This is a genomic window from Paenibacillus cookii, assembly GCF_018333375.1.
GTDB classification, from domain to species: Bacteria; Bacillota; Bacilli; order Paenibacillales; family Paenibacillaceae; genus Paenibacillus_AQ; species Paenibacillus_AQ cookii.
The window spans coordinates 18,252-38,575 of record NZ_BORW01000004.1 but is presented as its reverse complement, the minus strand read 5'-3'; the positions used below and the strand labels follow the sequence as shown (position 1 = coordinate 38,575).

The following is a 20,324-nucleotide window of genomic DNA, read 5'->3' as shown; positions in this document are numbered from 1 at the left end:
CAATACCTCAATCGTTATCCACGTAAAAGTTGCGGTCGCCGATTTGGATGTCCTGCGGGTTGGGTTTCCCGTCTTTTCCCGTGTGGACGAAAAACACGAAACGTTCCGTTTTGCCGTCGGAAAATTTAAGCGTGATCGTATTGCCCGAGATGTCGTACGTTCCCGTGCCGCTTACGCCCGACGAAGAATTGGTTGTGCCTGCCCCCGTATCCAGCGTCCCCAAAGCGAGATTGTCGCTTTTGAACGTGCCGTCCGTTTGGAAGGCGATCCGCTCTTCCCAAGCCGAAGAGGCCGAATTGGCGCCGGCCATGCCCGAATAACCCCGGTAGACGTAGCTGCCGCTAAGCTTGAAATGGGCTGCGACGGGTTTCACGGGCTCCAGCTGAACGTCCTCGATGAACAGGTTTCCTTTGGCCGACACCCGGATCGCATAGGACTTGCCGTTATCTAACGTCAGGCGGTTATTTTTGATGCTGTAGGCGCTGCAGGCCTGCTTGGAGCAGTCGATCGTTTCCGGCCCGCCGGAGACGGGCTCGCCTACGACGACTTTTTGCCCCGGAAGGAACGTGTAATAATCCCAGCATGCACCGCCGCATTCGTAACCTCCCGGATCGAGCCGCATGCCGACGTACATGCCTTGGAGCTTGTCGAGCTTGACCGGGGAAGCCGGAGCTTTTTCTTCATCGCCGCTTCCGGTCTGTCCCGTTCCGGGAGGATCCTTCGGCGGGTTCGATGTCGTCATGCCCCCGTTTTTAGCGAGTATTTCCGCAGCCTGCTCTTTGGTGAGGCCAAGCTGGCTCAGCATTTGCTCCGAAAATATCGTGATTTCGCGGTCTTTGGGATCCCACACCACCAAACCGCCCGTCGCCTCCCCCACAAACCGCAGCGGTACCAAGGTATTCCCTTGGACGACCCGCGCCGGCTTATCGAGCTTGATTTCTTTCCCGTTTAAAACGGCCTTTGTGCTGCCCACCTTCAAAGTGAACGACATGGAACCTTTTTGTCCCGTAATCGTTTGGTTCTGCTGATTCCATGTCAATGCAATGCCCATCGTTTCAAACAAAGGGCGCATCTGGACCAGCGTCGAACCGCCGTCCAGCAGCGGATCGACCGAAAAGGATACCCATTGCGTATCGACCGCCACCTTGATCGGTGCCGCCGCAGCCGCATAAGCCTGCTTCATTCCCCAAACGCCGGTTGCCAGCAGCAATGCGAAGAACAGCAGCAATCCGGCGCCGGTTTTCTTATAAACAGCTCGCATGTTTGCCTTTCACTCCTTTTTCTGCGTATTCGTTTGAGACGTCTTGCCGCGTCGACCATCCGTACGCATCCATCATCAGGCTATTCACGACTTTTTCCAATTATATCCTGAATTTTTCGGTATGGGGCTGGACCGAAGCCGCATTTTGGCCAAAAAAAAACATAGGCCTGAAGTTATCTTTACTTCCAGCCTATGCACCTATTTATCATAGGGAAATACGCAAAGCAGCCTTTTACGTTGTCCTGTCAATCCTTGATTTTTTGGACCGGGATATAGATATCTACCTGGGACTCCTCGTGGTCCGGGCCCAAAAACCGCTCGTCGTAAATTTCGAAATCATCCCCCTCGACCAGGTCATATCCGGATTTCGGCAGCCAGCTCCCGTATATATGATCAAAAGCATTGCCCAAAGAATCCAGCTTGCCTTTATGGGTGACGACCACGTACTCTCTTTTTGGAATCGTCCTGGCCGCCATCGATTCCGGCAGATCTTCGACGCTTATCACGGGAACGCAAGCCATGTACGTAAATGCTTCCGAGCCGTGGTTCAGCGAAAATTCGCTCACCCCCATCATCAAATGCGGCGATACCCTGTTTTTCACTTCCCCTACCCTCGGGAGAAACGCCTCCCAGAGCGCTGGAGCTTTGTTCTCCGAAAGCGTCGTAGAGCAAGCCAAACCTACGACTGTAAATTCGTCTTTCACAACGATTCTCGGCTCCGCAGCCATCCCGCCGTCAAGATATTGCAGCCTCTTATCCGTAAGCCGCTGTTTTTCCCTGATGTGCAGCCTTCGATTGCTTTTTCGAAATGCGCCGGGAGCCACGCGGAACATCTTTTTAAAAGCCCGGGTAAAGGACTCATGGGATTCAAACCGGTATGCAAGGGCGATGTCAACGATGTTGGCGTCGGTGTGAAGGATTTCGGAAGCGGCGCTGGTGAGTCTCCTTTTTCGTATGTACTCGGAAACCGATTCTTTCGCATATGACTGGAATATTCGGTGGAAGTGATACATCGAATAACCTGCAATCCTGGATATCTCCTCCAGCGTCATATCGTTTTTCAAATTGTCTTCGATATAAGCGACGACGTGTCGGATGGCTTCACGAGATCTCATCTGTTTATCATTCCCTCCTTGGATTCACCCACAGTATACCGTAGAACCGGATAAGGTTTCTTGACTTTTTTTGCGGATGTTGCCGGATTACGCCGTTGGTTTCCGAGCCGACTCTCTTCTCATAAAAATAGCCCGGGCGGAAATGATTTTCCGTCCCGGGCCGGCATTTACGGTTTCGAACGCATCCGTTCCAACGCCATCAACGCAGCTCCCGTGGAAGCATCGCTTTTGGGCGTAATGCACTCCATCTTGGGGTAACGCGCGCGAAGCTTCTCTTGGAACTTCGTTCTAACGAAGCCGTTTTTGAGCAGCACGCTGCCTGCCATGGCAAGGCTGCCTTCCTGCAACGAAAGCGTTTCGGCCACCGGAATGACCAGCTTCAGCAGGGATGACGCACAGTTATCGGCGATATCGAGCGCCGCCTCGTCACCCGCCGCGCAGGCTTCGGAGAGGATCGGGGCCAGTGCAGCGATTTCTTTTTTGTTTCTGTTTTTGTCGTAGACAAAACCGACGACGTCCTGTACCGACCCGATGCCGAGCTGCCCGTAGACAAGCTCTTTAATGATCGTGTCCGGAATCCGCCCGTCATGCGCCTGCACGACGGCAGCCAGCAAATCGCGCCCGATCGCGTAGCCGCTTCCTTCGTCGTCGATCAGGTGCCCGAATCCTCCCGTTCGATGCGATTGTCCAGCTTCGTTTTTGCCGAGTCCGATGGAGCCGGTGCCGGCGATCAGAATCATGCCGCAATTTTTCTGATGGGCCCCGTACAAAGCGGTCTCGTGATCGCCGGTAATGTGCAGACCTCCCGGATAACCCGCGCCCCGGATTTGTCCGGTCAGCCTGCCGACGACGCTCGGATTGCTTACTCCGGCGGCCCCGACGCATAATTCGCCGCAGTTTTCGAGCCCTCCGCATGCCGCCCCGATGGTTTCCATCATCTCCCGCAAGGAAGCGCCGACGCTTTCTTCGTCCTGACCGTTATAGTTGATGGCGCCGGAGGCAAACGTCTTTACCGCCCTGCCGGTTTCGTCCACGATCGTGACGGCGGTTTTCGTGCCTCCCCCGTCCAAGCCGGCCGCATATTTCATCGTTCTCATCACATCCTTCGTTTGATTTTCGACAACGGCTGCGTCGCGATCTTTAGTTGCGCAAGCTGATCTTGCCGGTCGGCGCTGCTTCCCCGCTTAAAATACGGATGACCGAACGAATGGACATCCGGGTATATTCGAAAGCGGCCAATCCGCAAACGCCCGCTTCCAGGAGCTCCAAATCGTACGGCTTGCCGAGCGCCACCGCGGTTACCCGGTGGCCTGCCCGGACCAGCCGGTTCGCAAGCCCGATTTGCCCCCGATGGTCGCACCCGTTATACAGGCCGATAATGACGTTCGGAACATGCCGGATTTCGTTCGCAATCCGGCTTTGCTCCGCTTCGTCCGGATTGATGTCCGTCAGCAGATGTTCGATCCCCCAAGCCGCCGCGGCTTCCGCCGGAAAGGACAATTCGGCGCTCGCTTGGCTTGAAGCCTGATCCGGGCGATACGGCAGGCTGCCGATCACGATCGTATCCGAAGCCCCCTTCCGCACAGGCACAAGCGTACTGCCGGCATGGCAGATGCTTTCCATGCTGATCGCCTCCGCCGCCCGCCGATTCACCTCATGATCCGCTTCGGTCAGTTCCCCGTCTTTTACCACCCCGTATTTTGCCTTATAAAACAGCACCTTTTCCACGGCTTCGTCAAGGATGTCAACCGACAGCTCTCCGGTTTCCACCGCGTGTTCGATCCGGCGGACCGCATCCTTCACGAGCTGCGCGCTATGGCTGATAAAAAGCAGGTGAACCCCTGCCTTCAGCGCTCCGACGGCGCCTTCGGCGGTTCCGTAATAGTTTTGGATGGCATCCATTTCCAGGCAGTCCGAGATGACCAGTCCGTCATAACCCATTTGATGCTTGAGCAGATCGGTAATAATCGTTTTGGACATCGTGGCCGGAACCTGATCTTTTTCGATGGAAGGGAATAAAATATGCGCGCTGGTCAAACACTCCGCCCCGCCGTCGATCGCCGCCCGGAACGGCTTCAGTTCAAGCTCGGCCAGCGATTCCAGCGATTTGTCGATCGAAGGCAGCCCCAGATGGGAATCCACCGCCGTGTCGCCATGCCCCGGAAAATGCTTGATGGCAGCCAGCACGCCGCCATCCTTGAGCCCGCGCAGCATTTGCAGCCCGTATTCGGTCACGACTTCCGCCGTATCGCCGTAAGAGCGCACGTTAATGACCGGATTTTGCTTATTGTTGTTGATATCCAGCACGGGCGCAAGGTTAAAGTTGATCCCCAAGGCGCGCATTTCGCGGGCCGTTATCCGTCCTGCCGCATAGGCGTTTTCGGGGCGGCCCGTCGAGGCGATCGCCATCGCCCCCGGCACGTTGACCGCATCCTTCGGCAGACGCGTGACCCGCCCCCCTTCCTGGTCGATCGAGATCAGCGCCGGATACCCCGTATGTCCGGTAATGCTTCGCTGCAGCTCCGCGCACAGGCCTTTCAGCTGCTCGCGGTTGACGACGTTATGCGCGAACAAAATGATGTTGCCGATTTTATATTCCGCAAGCAGACGCTGCGTTTCTTCATCGATCTCAGGTCCTGGAAAACCCGCCACGATCAGCTGGCCGATTTTTTCTCTTAATGTCAGTTGTCTCATCCGGATACCGGCTCCTTTATTCCTTTTCGGATTTGCTAGGTTTTATCGAATCAATACAGATGGTATTCCGCCTTCAGCTTTTCGAACCGGCGGCTTTCTTCGCGGAATTGCTCGAGCAGCGCCGGAACGTCCACGTGCTCATCCCGGTACATGTTGTCTCCGCCGAGCAAATCGATAAACGGCCTGGAATTTTCTCTGACCGGCGGCAGGAACGAAAACGATTCATAGTTGTTTTTGATCGTAAACATCAGGCGGACGCCGGTTTCCAGCGGGCGGAACGCCCGGACGTCCGTGATATGGAGCTGAACCCCGCCGCATTGCTCGCCCTGGAATTTCGAAAACGACGGCTTGAAGTACACCGGACGGAACATGACCCCCGGATGTTTCTGCGCATTCATCTCGTCGGCCAACCGCTCGGCCTGGATGAACGGCGCGCCGATGATCTCGAACGGAGCGGTCGTGCCCCGGCCTTCCGACAGGTTCGTCCCTTCGAACAGGCAGGTGCCGGGATATACAAGCGCCGATTCGAACCGCGGAATTCCGAGCGACGGCATGACCCAAATACGCCCGGTTTCCGGAAACAGCATGCGGCGGTCCCAGCCCTGGCAGCGGACGACGTGCAATTTGGCGTTCCAGCCCTTCTGCTCGTTGGCCATCATCGCCACCTCGCCGGCGGTCAAGCCGTAGCGGACGGCAAGCGGATAATTGCCGACGAACGATTCGAATCCCGGCTTTAATATATTTCCTTCGACGGTTACGCCGTCCAGCGGGTTGACCCGGTCGAAAATAACGATTTCCTTGCCGGCTTTCGCGCAGTCTTCCAATGCGTACAGCATCGTATAAATAAACGTATAATAACGCGTGCCCACGTCCTGGATGTCGTATACGACCGTGTCCACTTCGTCCAGCATTTCCCGGCTCAATCGTTTGGAATCCTTGCGGTACAAGCTGTAGACCGGCACGCCCGTAATCGGGTCGGAATACGTTTCGACCATGGCCCCCGCGGCCTGATCCCCCCGCACCCCATGCTCCGGCGAAAACATTGCCGCCAAATGAAAATGCTCGTGCAAAATCTGGATCGTCGATACAAAGTCTTTATTGAGTCCGGTCGGCGAGGTAATCAGGCCAAGTCTTTTTCCTTTTAATACATGGGCGGCTTCCATGACCGTGTCGATCCCGTTCAAAATCATCGCTGCTTCCCCCTATCGCATGTCGTTTTTGAAAAAAATGACTGCCGCTCCGCAAAAGTCCATTCCGTCCGGAAATGGTGCGGCTTCGCAGAATTCAAACAAGCGCCCGCTTGCCGAATCCTGCCCTGCAGGCAGTCATTTTTCCTATCCTTTTCCTACAACAGATCACTTTTCAGCACGCGTTTCGTTTCTTCCGGTACCATGAACGTTTCGGCGTATTCCTTGCGCGCTTCGATCCCGCGAACCCTTGCCAAATGTTTGTAGTACTCGAGGTAAGGGAACGATTTGCTGTTCGTGACGAACCAATGCTGCTCCGTTGCTTTGACCCACAGGTCGAATGCTTCTTTGGAGAAATCCACGTATACATACGGCTTGTAGTCCACCGCGTCCTCCCAGTTTTCCGCATAATACAGCCTGGAGGCAAAATGCGCCGGCAGCTCTCTTTCGAAGGAAGCGAGTCCCGCAAAGAAACGGGCGTCATTGACGATGTTATGGGTAATCGCATGGTCCTTGTGCATGCTGTTTTTCCAATGCGTGATGATCACGTTCGGTTTGACTTGGCGGATACAATCGCAGACGCGCAAACGCATTTCCTCGTTATCCTTCAGTTCGCCGTCCGGAATATCGAATACGATCGATTCGCCGCCGAGCATATCGGCAAAAGCTTTTGCTTCGTTGACCTTTTGCTGGCGGTATTCGGCCATGTCCTGCCCGGCCGGCACGCCGCGTTCGCCCGCCGTCAAAGCAAGCGTTACGATTTTGTCCCCTTTCAGCGAGTGGCTGGCCAGCACCCCGCCTGCCGTCAATTCCGCATCCCCGACATGTCCGCCGATGGCCATAATCGTCAATTTCTGTTCGCTCATTCCTAAAACTCCCTTCTCATGATAGAAAATCGTTTTACGGTTCGGAAGCCTGCTTTTTCATATATCCGGATGGCCGGATTGGTGCTGCCCGTGTACAGCGACATATAATCGGTGCCGATCGCCTTGAACGCTTCACACAGCTTGAAGAACAAAATCGTGCCCAGCCCGTGCCCTTCGTGCTCGGGATGCACCCCGATGCCGGCAAAATAACCCCGCCCGTTGTCCTGGCGGATGACCGGCCCGGCAAAACCGACGACCTGCCGCCCGTGCGCCGCGACGACAACCGGCGTGCCTTCCGACGTGCACTTGCCGATTTCCTTTTCCCACAACGGGTTGTTTAACCCTTGAAGCATGCCGGCCACGCCTTCGTGTTTCGCGCCGTCGAACAGTTCCACCCGATAGCCTTCTTCGGCGGCTTTCCGCTCTTTCGTCCGGATCTCCTCCGGCATGGAAAACTGCCCGAGATTCAAATACATCGCGCACTCCTGGGCGCGTTCCGCATAACCTTCGCCAAGCAAAAAGGAATGCAGCCTGCTGCCCGTCGGGACGCCCGGGGCGTTGTTATGTTCATGCCGCGGCGTATCCGGTATGTACCACGGCAGCATCATCGGATTAAAAAACAGGAAGTCCGCCTGCTTTTTGCCAAGCTCCCGAAACCGGCCTTCGACGGCTTGCAGCAGCTTTTTGTACTGTTCGTCCGTCTGGCTCGCCTGCTCAAGCACGATGCAGGTCACGTACCCTGCCGTTTGCCCGAGCGGAAGATCGTCGCCGGTACACCCGCAGGCAAACCCGGTCACCCGTCCGTCTTCGATCAGGACGAATGCGTTCAGCTTATCGAAATAAGGGCTGGAAGCGAAAATATGATGGAAGCTTTGCTCCGTCAGCTCCTTGTACCCGTCTTTTACGGCCTCATGATTCCATAAATCGATGACCGCCTGCGTATATTTTTCATCCCAGGCATCAATCATGCTCAGCGGCACCTCCGTCCCCTGTGAGAGATTTAGTAGCTTATTTTCCCCATGATGACGGGCCTTGCGGCCCCGGTTACGTTCGGCAGATTGTTAGGCTTCCGCTTTATCGCATAATCGGCGAGGATTGCAAACGCCACCGCTTCCTTCGCGTCGCTGCTGTAGCCGACTTCCTCCTGCGTCAGCACCTCGACCCCCATGGATTCCATTTCGCTGCGCAGGAAACCGACCAATACCGGATTATAGCTTCCGCCTCCGCCGACGATCAGGACATCGGCCGGCGTGCGGCCTTGGACGTAGCGGCGGTAGGCGTCGCCGATCGACCAGGCCGTCAGCTTCGTCACGGTAGCCACCACATCCTCCGGCTTCATGCCTTTTTGCGCAGCAATGCCCAGCAGCCTCTCGATATAGGCCGAGCCGAACAGCTCCCTGCCGGTGGATTTCGGAAGCGGCTGCGCATAATAAGGTTCTTTGGCTAAAAACCCGAGCAGCTCCTCGTCGACCTTCCCCCGGCCGGCAATCGCCCCTCCGATGTCCATCGTGAGCTGTCCCGGATACAGGCGTTCGACGACGCCGTCGATGATCATGTTCCCGGGTCCGGTATCGAAGGCATACACGTCTTCCGGCGCGCAGCCCGCGGGAATGACGGTCATGTTGCCGATGCCGCCGATATTTTGCAGCAGCAGCGTCCGGGACGCTTCCCTGTAAAGCAAATATTCCGTGAACGGCACGAGCGGCGCCCCCTGGCCGCCCGCCGCCATATCCGCCGGGCGGAAGTCGGACACGCACGGAATCCCCGTCCGCGCGGCGATGACCGATCCTTCCCCGATTTGCACCGTATAACGTATGTCATGTCCATGGCGCTTTTCTGCGGCCGGCGCATGATAAATCGTTTGGCCATGCGAGCCGACGACGGCGATGTCCGCCGGTTCGAACCCCGCCGCCTTAATGACGGCGAGCGCCGCTTCCGCGTACAGCTCGCCCAGCAATACGTTCATGCTCCCGACTTTGTCGATCGTAGCCTTGACCGGATCAAACAGCTCGAAAATCTCCTGCCTGACGGCAGCCGGATACGGCCTGTTTTCAAAGGCAATCAACGAAACGGCGATTTCCCCTCCGGGACCGTCCGCGATCCGTACCACGGCTGCATCTATTCCATCCACTGACGTGCCGGACATAAGTCCTACGGCATAGCGGCTTGCATGCATATCCAAAGTTTCGCGCTTCATCGGTTCAGCCTTTTACCGCGCCTACGGTAACGCCCTCAAGGAAGTATTTTTGCAGGCTGAAGAACAAGATGAACATCGGCAGCGCGGAAATGGTCGCGCCTGCCATCATCGGCGCAAAATAAGTCGTGTTCGCAAAACGGAAGTTTTTCAGTCCGACCTGAATCGTCTGCATATCCATGGAGTTGGTGACCAGGAACGGCCAGAAGAACGTGTTCCAGTTGTCCATGAAGGTCAAAATGGCCATGACTGCAAGAACGGTTTTGGATAAAGGCAAAATGATACGGAAATAAATCTGGAACTGGTTGCAGCCTTCGATTTTGGCGCATTCCAAAATTTCGTTCGGGATGCTGCCCATGAACTGCTTCGCGAGAAAGATGTTATAAACGGTGACCAGACCCGGCAAAATCAATGCCGTATACGTATTTTGAATTTCAAAAATATTGACGATCAAAATGTACAGCGGAACCTGCGTGACCTGATAAGGAATCATCATGGCGATCAGCAGCAACGAAAAGATCGCGGCTCTGCCTTTGAACTGGATTTTGGAAAACGCGTATCCCGCCATGCTGGCGAACAACACGTTCGTGACCATCACGGTGGTTGCCACGATCAAGGAGTTCAGCAGCCAGCGGTACGTGTATTCGCTGAACTCAAAAAAGAACTTGTAGGATTCGAGCGAGAAACTGCTGGGAACCAATTTGTAATCCATGGCCCCGGCTTCGACGGGTTCACCAAAGGAAGAAATAATCATATAGTAGATCGGGAACAGGGTGGCCAGCGCGAATGCCAGCAGTATGATCATCAGAACGGTGTTTCTGGCGATCCGGATCTGGGGTCTCCCTGCATGAGGGTTGTAAAGCGACATAAGTGCATCTCCTTCCTTTAATATTCCACGTCTTTGCCCAGGAATTTGAACTGAATGAAAGATATAACCGCGATGATGGCGGCCAATACCAGCGACTGCGCCGCGGCTTTGCCGAATTCGAAATATTTAAACGCGTTGTTGAAAATAAGCAAACCGACCATCGTCGTCGCGTTGTCCGGGCCTCCGCCCGTCATCAAATACGCGTTCTGGAACACCTGGAAGGAACCGATGACGCCCGTCACCAGCAGGAACAAGGTCGTCGGTTTCAAACAAGGCACCACGATGTACCACAACTTTTGAAAAAACGACGCTCCGTCGAGTTCCGCCGCTTCGTAGTAACTTCCGTCAATGCCAAGCAATGCCGCAAGATAGATGATGATGCTCGTGCCGTGACTGGACAGCCAAGCCATCAAAACGAGCGAGAACATGGCATACGCGCTGGATCCGAGCCAGTTATGCGTGCCGAGCCCGAAAAACGACGTGACTTTGTTGAAGATGCCGACGGGCATCGGATCGAAAATCCACAGCCAAACCAGGGACAAGGCCACGCCGGAAGCGACTGCCGGAAGGTAATAGACCGCCTTGAATACCGTCTGCATCTTTTTCTTCAGCGGCAAAATCATGATGGAGACCGCAAAAGATAATAGAAGCGATACCGGAACCGTCAGTACCGTGTAGACGACGGTGTTCACGATGGCCTTCCAGAACAACTTGTCCTTGAACGTTTCCGTATAGTTTTCAAACCCGACGAACTCGGAACCGATCGGCTTATACTTTTGAAAACTGATGATGAGCGCGCTGATTACCGGGTATAACGTAAACATTGCAAAAACCAAAAGGGCCACGGCAATAAAAGCATATCCCCACGCTGCATCGCCTTTTATTTTTCGCCGTTTGATCGGTTTAGCATATTCAGTCATCTTGCGAAACCCCTTTCATACTTCGTTTCACAGGCAATTGGGGGAAAGCCGTATGGAAGTCATACGGCTTTCCAATGTTTTTCTCTCTAGTCTTTGACGACGCCGTCTTCGCCGAAGGCATCTACCGCCGCGGTTCTTACCGCTTCGTACATTGCCTCAGGGGTAATTTCGCCGGCAATCAGGGCTTGAAGCTTAGGCACGATGACTTCATCCTCAAGCTTGATGGCTTTGGCGCCAAGATCCGTTGGGATGTCCGGACGGGCAGGAACGGCCGCTTTCAGCATCGTTTCGACGGCTGCCTTGTTGTCCGGATCGCGGTCGACCGGCATGCTTTCAGCCGCTTTTCTGCCGCTTTCGGTGATTTGGGCGACGAACAGCTCGTTGTTCGTGGTCGCCGCGATTTTGCCGCTGGACAGGAAGTTCGCCGCTTTGACGACGTTCGCTTTGTGCGCAGCCGTCGGCTCTTTCTTGCCGCGGAAGGTTACGTAACCGTCGACGGCGACGCTGGATTGCGCTTTGGCGCCGGCAAAGGAAGGAACCGGAAGCACGACGTAATCGACGGGAATCGAACCCTTGACCGCGCTTGCGTCTTTGTTTTTCAGCTTTTCGTTGTTCAGCTTCGCCGATCTTTCGAACCCTGCGAGACCTTTACCGGTGATCATCGTTTGACCTGTCAGGAACATGTTCCAGCGTTTGCCCGCATCGATCGAGCTGAGCTCTTTCGGCATGGAACCGTCGTCGATCATCACGCGGATGTCTTTCAATACTTCAAGGAAGTTTTTGCTTGTGTAAGCGTATTTCAGATCCTGCGTGAACGGCGACGGCATGCCGGCGCTTTTCACGAGAATGCCGAGGTAATCTTTGGAGGTAACGCCGGCTGTTGCGAATACAAAACCGTAGCGGGATGTTTTGCCGTTTTCCGTAACCACGCCTTTTTTGATCGCTTCGCGGAATTCGTCGAAGGTCCAGCCCTCTTTTTGCACCTTTTTGTAGTCGATGCCGGCTTTTTCCATGAATTCCTTGTTGCCGCCGATGGCGTGCACTTCCATATAGGCAGGGAAGCCGTAAAGGCCTTTGCCGTTTTTCATGTATTCAAGCGGAGCCGCGTCGTAATCCTTCAGCATTTCTTCCGTCGCGGTATCCGAAATATCCATCAGCATGCCTTGCTGCACGTATTTCGAAATGCCGTCGGAGCCCATAAACGCGATGTCCGGAGGGCTGCCCGCGTTCACCTGCGTGTCGAGCTTTTGCGTCATGTCTTCCCAGCTCGCAGGTTCGATCTTAAGCGTCAGGTTCGGGTATTTTTCGTTGAACTCTTTCGCCATCTGATCGAAATTGCTTTGGAAGTTTGCCGATACCGGCGGCAAAAGCGCCGTGATGGTGTCTTTTGCGTTCGGATCGTCCACGTTCGCAGCTTTGTCGTCTTTGCCGCCGCAAGCGGACAACGTGGTCAGGGCCATGCTGAGGGCAAAGACGGATGCCAATACGCGCATTTTCTTTTTCATCATCAAAAACAAGCCTCCTTGAAAATATAAATCGTATTAGACCTTCTGTTTCTTTAAGCCAAATCCTTAAACGACCTGATTGAACTCATGGATTGCTTTTTTCAAGCTGCCGTCGGCCCGGTTCAGCGCCTCTTCGGCCGGACCTGCCGCAAGCCCGGTTTTGATCATCATGATCGCCAGCTTACAGTTCATGGAAGCACTTTCTAAATAGGCGGCAGCCTTGGCGTCATCGACCCCTGTTGCCGATTTGATGATGCGGATCGAACGATCCCGAAGCTTGATGTTGCTCGCTTTCAAGTCTACCATCAAGTTATTGTAGGTCTTGCCTAACTTAACCATAGTACATGTGCTGAGCATATTCAAAACCAATTTCTGGGCAGTTCCGGCTTTCAGCCTCGTTGAACCCATGATCACTTCAGGCCCGACCACCGGCGCAATGCAGATATCGCAGACGTTCTCTAATTTGGACGGTTTGTTGTTTACGACGCCGATCGTTGCCGCTCCGATCTCGCGCGCTTTCCGAAGCGCCTCGATGACGAATGTCGCGCTGCCGCTCGCCGTAATGCCGATCACCGCGTCCTTGTCCGTGATCCCGCACTGCTCGATTAATGCAACCCCCTCCTCCGCACTGTCTTCGGAACCTTCCACAGCCAGTCTCAGCGCTCCATCGCCTCCGGCAATATGACCTTGCACAATCGAAGGATCAGTGCCGAATGTCGGCGGACATTCAGATGCGTCCAGAACGCCCAATCTGCCCGAAGTCCCTGCTCCTATATAAAACATTCTGCCGCCATTTTTAAGCACGCGGTGCAGAACGTCCACCGCCTTCGAAATCTGCGGGATTTCCGCAGCCACGGCGGCCGGAACCTTGGCATCTTGTTCGTTCATGAGACGAAGCATTTCTTCTGTGCTGCATTCATCGATCATCCGAGTCTGCTCATTGATACCCTCTGTTGTCAGCCCCGCCAGATACTCATCCATTGCGATCCTCCTATCCATATATTCATTTCTGGGAAGTCGCAAATTCCAAAGACGGATCAAGGCACAATATGTAGTTCTTTTTATATGGTCTGTCCCTACATCATGTGTATCAAAACCGCACTTTTGATATTTGCCAAATCCTCTTCTTGATTTCATATTAACGAGAAATTTCATTTTGGTCAACAGTTTTTGAAATATTATTTTATTATAAAATAAATTATTGTTGTTTAATTTTAGCTTGTACGTCTGCGGACCATTAACGGAAAACAAAAAAAGACACCGTCTTTCGGGCGAAAGGCCGGTGTCTGGATCGCATCGGTCAGCGGTGTTTGCTTGCCGCGATGATGTTATGCGTTTTGGTCAAATATTTTTTCACGTTTTTGTATTCGGCGCTTGCCACCCCGGCAAACAGGATGTCGATGATCGTCAGCATGGCGATGCGCGAGCCCATGGCGCCGCTGCGGATGGTCACTTCGGGGGTCGAAATGTTCAGCACGATATTTGCCTTGTCCGCCAGCTCGCTTTTCGTGTATTTCGTAATGGCGATGATGGTGGCCCCGCTTTTTCTGGCGATTTCAAGCGAGTCCAGAATTTCCGTGGTTTTGCCCGAATTGGAGATAAACACCGCCACGTCCCCTTTGTCGAGCAGCGTCGCGGCGGTCAACTGGCTGTGCCCGTCGGTGTACGTATGGCACATCTTGTTGATCCGCGAAAACTTCTGTTCCGCGTCGATGCCGACCAGGCCCGAAGCGCCGATGCCGAAAAAGACGATGCGGTTGCTTTTCCGCAGCACCTGCACGGCTCGTTCCACTTCGTTCTTATCGATGACGCTTAACGTGTCTTCGATCGATTTGATGTTGTTTCTGAACGTGTTGGAAATGATGACGGACAGGTCGTCTCCCGGCTGGATGTCCGTATACTGATCCTTTTGCTCCTCCATCGAACCAAGCGACGCCGAGATGCTGACGATAAAGCTGCGGTAACCCGAATATCCCATCGTTTTGCAAAAACGAAGCACGGACGCGTCGCTTGTTTTCGTCAGCTGCGCCAGGTTTTTGATCGATAGATGGGGGATTTCTTCGACGTTTTGCAGAACGTATTCCGCCACCATTTTTTCGACCGGGGTCAGGCTGTCTTTCATTTCGCGAATTTTAATCAAAATATTATCGTGTATTGACATACGTTTCCCTACTCATCTCAGTTTAATAGAATCCAATTGCGTCAATCGCTAGTGTACATAAAAACAAGAAATTAATCAATATAATTGAAAAAATAGAAAAATCATGAAGTTTTCGACAGATAAAAATAAATTTCAAAATTTACTTGCCGATTTAAAATTTAAATCCATTTTATATGACAGAGCGCAAAATTGCAATAAACCTTACATGCCGGGTCAACGCTTATTCGCATGGACATGCGCCCCCTCCCGTTTCTGCGGCCCTTAAAATCTATCATTTAGAAATCGTTCTTCGCCGCTAGCGGAAGGTATAACCGCCGTTTCCGGAGATTCTCTTTTTTCATATGATATTTTGTCAGCGCAAAGGAGTGATATGATGGACGCGTATTATAATTGTTTGCAATGCATGAATCGGAAGGTTCGCATATTAACGACGGACGGCAAAGTGCATGTAGGGAAAATCGTGAAGGTCGACAGGGAGCGCGTGTATTTGGAAACCGAGCAAGGAGGGCCTGTCCGAACCTCGGCCTTTTCGCCTTACGGATGGGGTTACCGCAGAGCGATAATTCCGCTTAGCTTGTTTACTCTGCTGGCGATCGCGTTGATTTGACCGAATTTGTTCTCCCCGATACCGGGGAGATTTTTTTAGGAGCCGAAACCATCGGAAGGCAAGCCCGGAAGGCCGGCGCGGCCGCAGCTGAATGGCGCTACAAAAAAAACACGAAGCACAGATGTTTGCGCCTCGTGTTGTTCGCATGCCGCTGAAGGATCAGCCGAAAATCAGTTCCAGATCTGCTTTGCCGCCGATACGACCAGCCCCAGCTTGTTCCACTGGTCCTGATCCGCGACCGCGTTGCCCTCTTCCGTCGAAGCAAAGCCGCATTGCGGGCTCAGGCAGAGCTGTTCGAGCGGCACGTATTCGGCCGCTTCCCGCACGCGCCGCTTGATGTCTTCCATATTTTCCATCTCGCCGGTTTTGGTGGTGACCAGTCCAAGCACGACGCGCTGGCCACGGATATGGCGAAGCGGTTTGAAATCGCCCGCACGATCGCTGTCGTATTCCAGGAAAAAGCCGTCCACGTTCACGCGGGAGAACAGCTCTTTGGCAATCGGCTCATAACCTCCGTCGTACAGCCAGGAAGATTTGAAGTTGCCGCGGCAAATGTGAATCGTGATCACCATGTCGGCGGGCTTTTGCTCGACGGCTTCGATGGTGATATCGGCGAACGTTTTCATCAGCTTGTCCGGATCGTAGCCTTTCGCCCTGATTTTCTCCCGAAACGTGTCGCTGAACAATGCGCCCCAGCTTGTATCGTCGAGCTGAAGGTAGCGGCAGCCCGCATCGTAAAATGCCTGAATCGCGTTGCGGTATACTTGCACGATGTCTTTCGCGGCATCTTCCAAAGTAGGGTACGCAGGGTGATCGGCATATTTCTGGCTGTTGACGACGCCGGAATAAAAGATCATGTTCGGACCCGGAATCGTAAACTTGGCCACATGCTCCCCCGCAGCCTGCTTCAGGAATTTAAAATCCTCCAAAAACGGATGATCCGCAGGAAAAGCCAGCTTCGAAGCAACCGTGTATCCTTTGGCTTTGCTCATCGCTCCATGGAACAAGCCGGAAGCATCGAGATCAAACACCTCGATTCCTTGGATGGCTTCGATGAAGTCCAGATGCCACCAAGTGCGTCTGAATTCGCCGTCCGTCACGGCCGTCAGGCCGACCGCCTTCTGTTTGTCCACCAGCTTCACGATCTCGGCGTCTTCGACTGCGCGCAGCTCTTCCTTCGAAATCAGCCCTTCCTGGAACTTGGCTCTGGCTTCTTTAAGAACTTGCGGACGCAGGAAGCTTCCCACTTGGTCGGCGCGGTACGGCGGCGCCATGTTGTTTGTTTCCGTTTTCAATTAGTTTCTCTCCTTTGTCTCCAGCAGCAAAAATCGTCGATGGTAGTATTTTGCGGCAAACCGTTATATCTGATTATCCTACTTCTCCGCGCGGCAAACAAGTCATGATTTTGCAAAATTCGCATCGGGCATAAGTTTACCGTCATTTTTCGGCGATGTTCGGCATACGCGCTTCCGTTTAACGGATGTGCCGAAAAATCGCGAATTGCGCTTCCCTACACGATGACAAAAAAAGACCGTTTTCACCCCATATGGCGGATGAAACGGTCGCAGCGCACGTACGGTCCCCTGTTTGCGGCAACCTGATCCGCCGCGGGCCTGATCAAAAAATAACCGGCAGCCCCGTTTTGGCGGACTCGTTGGCGGCCAGCGTGACTTCAAGCGTCCGCAGCGCCTCGCCGTACGGGGCGAGAATCAGGCTGCGGTCCCCGGTTTCCACCGCCTGGATGAAGGCATCGTCCTGCGCCTGGTAAAAATCGCCCCGGCCTCTGAATACCCAAGTTTGGTCCGGTTCAGTGATGGTCAAGTGGCTGCCTTCCAAGGTCAGCCTGAAGTTGCGCCCCATCATTTCCAGCGAAGACCTACCGTCCGGCTGCGAAAAAAAACCGGTATCGATATGCCCGAGGGCGCCCGATGCAAACACCATGTTGACCGAAGCCGCATCGGGGGTGGTGATTCCGGGAACGTCCCGGCTGAGCAGCAGCCCCATGTCGGCGGATATTTTGCGGACGTCGCCCGCCAAATACAGCATCAAATCCACGTTGTGCGTCGTCTGCTCCACCAGCTGTCCCCCGGACTTGGCATGGTCCACCCACCATGGATTCGGCGGAAGTCCTCCGAAACGGTAAGCCCGAACCATGGCGATCTCTTTGCCCTCCAGGTAACGTTTGGCCCGCTGAACGGATTCCATATAACGCAAGCAGTAGCCCGACCCGGCGATGACCCCGGATTGCTCCAACGCTTCCGCTTTCCGGCGGACCTCATCCATGCGGAGTCCAAGCGGCTTTTCGACGAGCAGATGAATCCCGCGTTCCGCCGCTTTTTCTTCCATGTTCCCGTGGGCAAACGGCGGTACGCATAAAAATATGGCGTCAAGCTTTTCCCGGTCCAGCATTTCGTCGAAATCGGCATACGCCTTGCCCCCGTACTGCCGGACGGCGCGTTCCGCCGCGCCCGGCGCAACGTCGCAAACGGCCGCCAATTCGGCACGATCATTTTGATGGATATGCTTCAGATGCTCCGAAGCAATGATTCCGGCCCCTACAACGCCGATTCTGATCATTTGCTCGTCTCCCCCTTCGCTTTACGTTCAATACGGATTTTTGCCCAAAATGACATCCAGATGACGGGACGTGTCAAAGATCAGCTGGTCCGGAAAACTTGCATACGGCTCCAGCTCTGCGGTCAAGCTGTCGCGATATCCGATATCGCTCAGGGCCAGACGGACGTTCAGCCAGTCCACGTCCCCGGATAACAGCGGCACGAACCCGTGGTAATTGCCGACCTTCGTCCGGAAATCTTTCACGTGAATTTTGCGGATGCGGCTTCCGAGCGTCCGGATCCAATGTTCCGGTCTTCCGAAGGCCAGCGTGTTGCCGACGTCGAAATAAGCCCCGACATGCTCCGATTCGAACTGGTCGATGTAGCGGGCCATTTCAAGCGGACTCCACAGAAACTGGTTCCAAACATTTTCGATGGCGATGCTTAAAGGCGTGCCGGCGATATCGTCGATCAGCGGCTGCAAAGCCATCGTCGAGCGCTCCCATACTTCCTCGTACGAAACGTTTTCTTCGATCCGTCCCGGAACGACGAGGATCGTATCCACCTCAAGCTCCAGCGCCAATTCGATCTGCTTGCGTATGGATTCCATCCCAAGGCTTCTCGTATCCTTGTCCGGGGAACTGAGCGGGTATCTCCCAAGCATCTCGGTCGAAAGGCTGCTGATCGTCAGCCCATAGCTGCGGACCAGCCTCCCGAGCGCTTTCGCGTCTTCAGGCGTCGTATCCATCGTCAATCCCACGCCGCCGGGAGCGTACAGATTCAGCTCGATCGTGTCAAATCCGGCCGCCGAGCTGGTGCGCAGCACTTTGCTCAGCGGAGTCCCCGGCGGGAAACACCATTGATTGATTCCCTTCTTCATCTTCAGTCCTCCCATCTCTCACCCGTCCATTGAAATGAAATGGATAAGTGCAAAGCCCTGCAAGGAGCTTTGCACCTTCGTGATCACTTTAAGTTCGCCGACCATTTTTCTGCGCGCTGCTGCAAATCGTCCAGGAACGTCTGGATATCCGGAGCGTTCCCGGTCGCCGCCTTGCTGATGAATCCGTTCACCGCAGGCACGATGTCGCTCATGTAGAACGGATTGGCTTCGTCCATCAACTCCGAGTGGCCCACTTCGGCGATTTCAAGCGCTTTTTTGACGTATTTGTCTTCGGAAGATACGAAGTCCGCATTTTTCAGCGTCGGCGTCAGCGAAAAATTGTCGTACATGTACCGCTGCGTCATCGGACTCGTCAGAAACTTGAGCACCTCCCAGGAGGCTTTGACGTCCTTGGCGTTTTTCGCCATGACGAACGGATCGACCGCTACCCAGCCTTCGCCTTTCGGCCCCATGTTCATGACGGGCTCAAACCGGTCCAGAAGCTCTTTGTTTTGGTTGCTCAAATATTCGCTCATGGTGGAGCCCCCCGTCGAATCCAGCGCGATCGCGATATTGTTGCGTTCAAGCCCGAAGTTCTCCGCGCCCTGGGCGTTCACGAAGCCGGCCGGCGGAAGTTTTGCCGCTTCCTTCAGCCATTCCATGACCTTCACCATTTCCGGCGTGTTCAAATGCCACTTGATGTTCTTGACGTCCTTCAACGTGCCTTCGGCGCCTTTGGCTCCAAACGCCAGCGTCAACGCGACGAACGTCGATCCGTTGAGCGAGTTGCCGCTCCAGTACAGTCCGTAATTATCTTCGCCGGTTTTCGGGTTTTTGCCGGTCATTTTTTTGGCCTTTTCTAGAATTTCGGCCGGATCGGCTTTGGCGGAGAGCGGTTCCACTCCCCAGTCTTCAAAAAGCTTTTTGTCGTAGATGGTCATTCTGCGCCCGAGCGCCACCGGAATGCCGAATTGTTTCGAGCCGTCGGGCGACTTGGTGCTGTAGGAATTGTTCATGATGCCGGCCAGGTAAATATTCGGGTCGAAGCTCGTATCCTCCTTGATCAGGTCATCCAAGTCCCGGAGCAATCCGTCCTGGTACCACTGGGACGCAAAAGCTCCGCCGGTGTACAGCACATCCACGTCGCCGGAAAGCAGCATCGCGGATTGTTTGGCTTTGACGTTTTCCCATGGAATTTGATACAGCTCGAGTTTGATGTTCGGATACATTTTGTTGAACGTCTGCTCGAGATACTCGTTCAGCCCGATGGTCGGGTTTCCAGTCTGCGCGTTGATGCCGTTGTCCAGCTGCCATCCCGCCAACGCCACCCTGACGTTCCCTTTCATGTCGGACACCTTCTTGATTTCCACGCCGCCCGTGACGTCCGTATCCGATCCGCCCGAACATGCCGCAAGCGAAAGCGTCAGCAGGCTGGACATGAGAAGCAATAGAAGCTTTTTCATGAATCCGTTCCCCCTTTTTCATCACACCTGGAATGGAAGCACTTCAAA

General features: G+C 54.3%; 18 protein-coding genes. 1 reads left to right on the top strand and 17 read right to left on the bottom strand.

Annotated elements, in window-relative coordinates; all coding sequences use genetic code 11:
* Positions 1-7: 7 nt before the first annotated feature.
* From KI367_RS05980 to KI367_RS05920, 13 genes are all read right to left on the bottom strand, one after another.
* Entirely contained in the window at positions 8-1,261 is a 1,254-nt protein-coding gene (locus tag KI367_RS05980) for a stalk domain-containing protein (RefSeq protein ID WP_212948367.1), read from the bottom strand.
* 245 nt (positions 1,262-1,506) lie between these two features.
* Entirely contained in the window at positions 1,507-2,376 is an 870-nt protein-coding gene (locus tag KI367_RS05975; RefSeq protein ID WP_212948365.1) for an AraC family transcriptional regulator, read from the bottom strand.
* Positions 2,377-2,543: 167 nt separating this feature from the next.
* Entirely contained in the window at positions 2,544-3,473 is a 930-nt protein-coding gene (locus KI367_RS05970; RefSeq protein ID WP_306433217.1) for an N-acetylglucosamine kinase, read from the bottom strand.
* Between the two features lie 43 nt (positions 3,474-3,516).
* Entirely contained in the window at positions 3,517-5,070 is a 1,554-nt protein-coding gene (locus tag KI367_RS05965) for a glycoside hydrolase family 3 protein (protein ID WP_212948363.1), read from the bottom strand.
* Between the two features lie 50 nt (positions 5,071-5,120).
* Positions 5,121-6,260: an exo-beta-N-acetylmuramidase NamZ family protein gene (locus KI367_RS05960; RefSeq protein ID WP_212948361.1), complete on the bottom strand. Its 1,140-nt coding sequence runs from the start codon at positions 6,258-6,260 to the stop codon at positions 5,121-5,123.
* A 155-nt stretch (positions 6,261-6,415) separates the two neighbouring features.
* A complete protein-coding gene (locus KI367_RS05955; protein ID WP_036708134.1) occupies positions 6,416-7,123 on the bottom strand; it encodes a PIG-L deacetylase family protein in 708 nt (235 codons plus the stop codon).
* A gap of 2 nt (positions 7,124-7,125) precedes the next feature.
* A complete protein-coding gene (locus tag KI367_RS05950; protein WP_212948359.1) occupies positions 7,126-8,091 on the bottom strand; it encodes a GNAT family N-acetyltransferase in 966 nt (321 codons plus the stop codon).
* A gap of 32 nt (positions 8,092-8,123) precedes the next feature.
* Positions 8,124-9,320: an anhydro-N-acetylmuramic acid kinase gene (locus KI367_RS05945; RefSeq protein WP_212948358.1), complete on the bottom strand. Its 1,197-nt coding sequence runs from the start codon at positions 9,318-9,320 to the stop codon at positions 8,124-8,126.
* A gap of 4 nt (positions 9,321-9,324) precedes the next feature.
* The gene (locus tag KI367_RS05940) at positions 9,325-10,185 is read right to left on the bottom strand and encodes a carbohydrate ABC transporter permease (RefSeq protein ID WP_212948356.1); all 861 of its coding nucleotides are present in this window, start codon (positions 10,183-10,185) and stop codon (positions 9,325-9,327) included.
* A gap of 17 nt (positions 10,186-10,202) precedes the next feature.
* Complete coding sequence (locus KI367_RS05935) at positions 10,203-11,105, bottom strand: carbohydrate ABC transporter permease (protein ID WP_036708122.1); 903 nt, start codon at positions 11,103-11,105, stop codon at positions 10,203-10,205.
* Between the two features lie 86 nt (positions 11,106-11,191).
* A complete protein-coding gene (locus KI367_RS05930; protein ID WP_212948583.1) occupies positions 11,192-12,610 on the bottom strand; it encodes an ABC transporter substrate-binding protein in 1,419 nt (472 codons plus the stop codon).
* Positions 12,611-12,676: 66 nt separating this feature from the next.
* Positions 12,677-13,591 carry an N-acetylmuramic acid 6-phosphate etherase gene (gene murQ / locus KI367_RS05925; protein ID WP_212948354.1) on the bottom strand — a complete coding sequence of 305 codons (915 nt, stop codon included), beginning with the start codon at positions 13,589-13,591 and terminating at the stop codon, positions 12,677-12,679.
* Between the two features lie 319 nt (positions 13,592-13,910).
* Positions 13,911-14,771: a MurR/RpiR family transcriptional regulator gene (locus KI367_RS05920; protein WP_036708118.1), complete on the bottom strand. Its 861-nt coding sequence runs from the start codon at positions 14,769-14,771 to the stop codon at positions 13,911-13,913.
* Positions 14,772-15,144: 373 nt separating this feature from the next.
* Between KI367_RS05920 and KI367_RS05915 the strand changes: the two genes are divergently transcribed.
* Positions 15,145-15,378 carry an LSm family protein gene (locus KI367_RS05915; RefSeq protein WP_036708115.1) on the top strand — a complete coding sequence of 78 codons (234 nt, stop codon included), beginning with the start codon at positions 15,145-15,147 and terminating at the stop codon, positions 15,376-15,378.
* A 170-nt stretch (positions 15,379-15,548) separates the two neighbouring features.
* Here the strand turns inward: KI367_RS05915 and KI367_RS05910 are convergent, their stop codons facing one another.
* From KI367_RS05910 to KI367_RS05895, 4 genes are all read right to left on the bottom strand, one after another.
* Entirely contained in the window at positions 15,549-16,652 is a 1,104-nt protein-coding gene (locus tag KI367_RS05910) for a 5-methyltetrahydropteroyltriglutamate--homocysteine S-methyltransferase (RefSeq protein ID WP_212948581.1), read from the bottom strand.
* Positions 16,653-16,995: 343 nt separating this feature from the next.
* The gene (locus KI367_RS05905; protein WP_212948352.1) at positions 16,996-17,955 is read right to left on the bottom strand and encodes a Gfo/Idh/MocA family protein; all 960 of its coding nucleotides are present in this window, start codon (positions 17,953-17,955) and stop codon (positions 16,996-16,998) included.
* 27 nt (positions 17,956-17,982) lie between these two features.
* The gene (locus KI367_RS05900) at positions 17,983-18,813 is read right to left on the bottom strand and encodes a sugar phosphate isomerase/epimerase family protein (RefSeq protein ID WP_212948350.1); all 831 of its coding nucleotides are present in this window, start codon (positions 18,811-18,813) and stop codon (positions 17,983-17,985) included.
* 83 nt (positions 18,814-18,896) lie between these two features.
* Positions 18,897-20,276, bottom strand: a complete 1,380-nt coding sequence (locus KI367_RS05895) for an extracellular solute-binding protein (protein ID WP_212948348.1) — start codon at positions 20,274-20,276, stop codon at positions 18,897-18,899.
* Positions 20,277-20,324 lie beyond the last annotated feature (48 nt).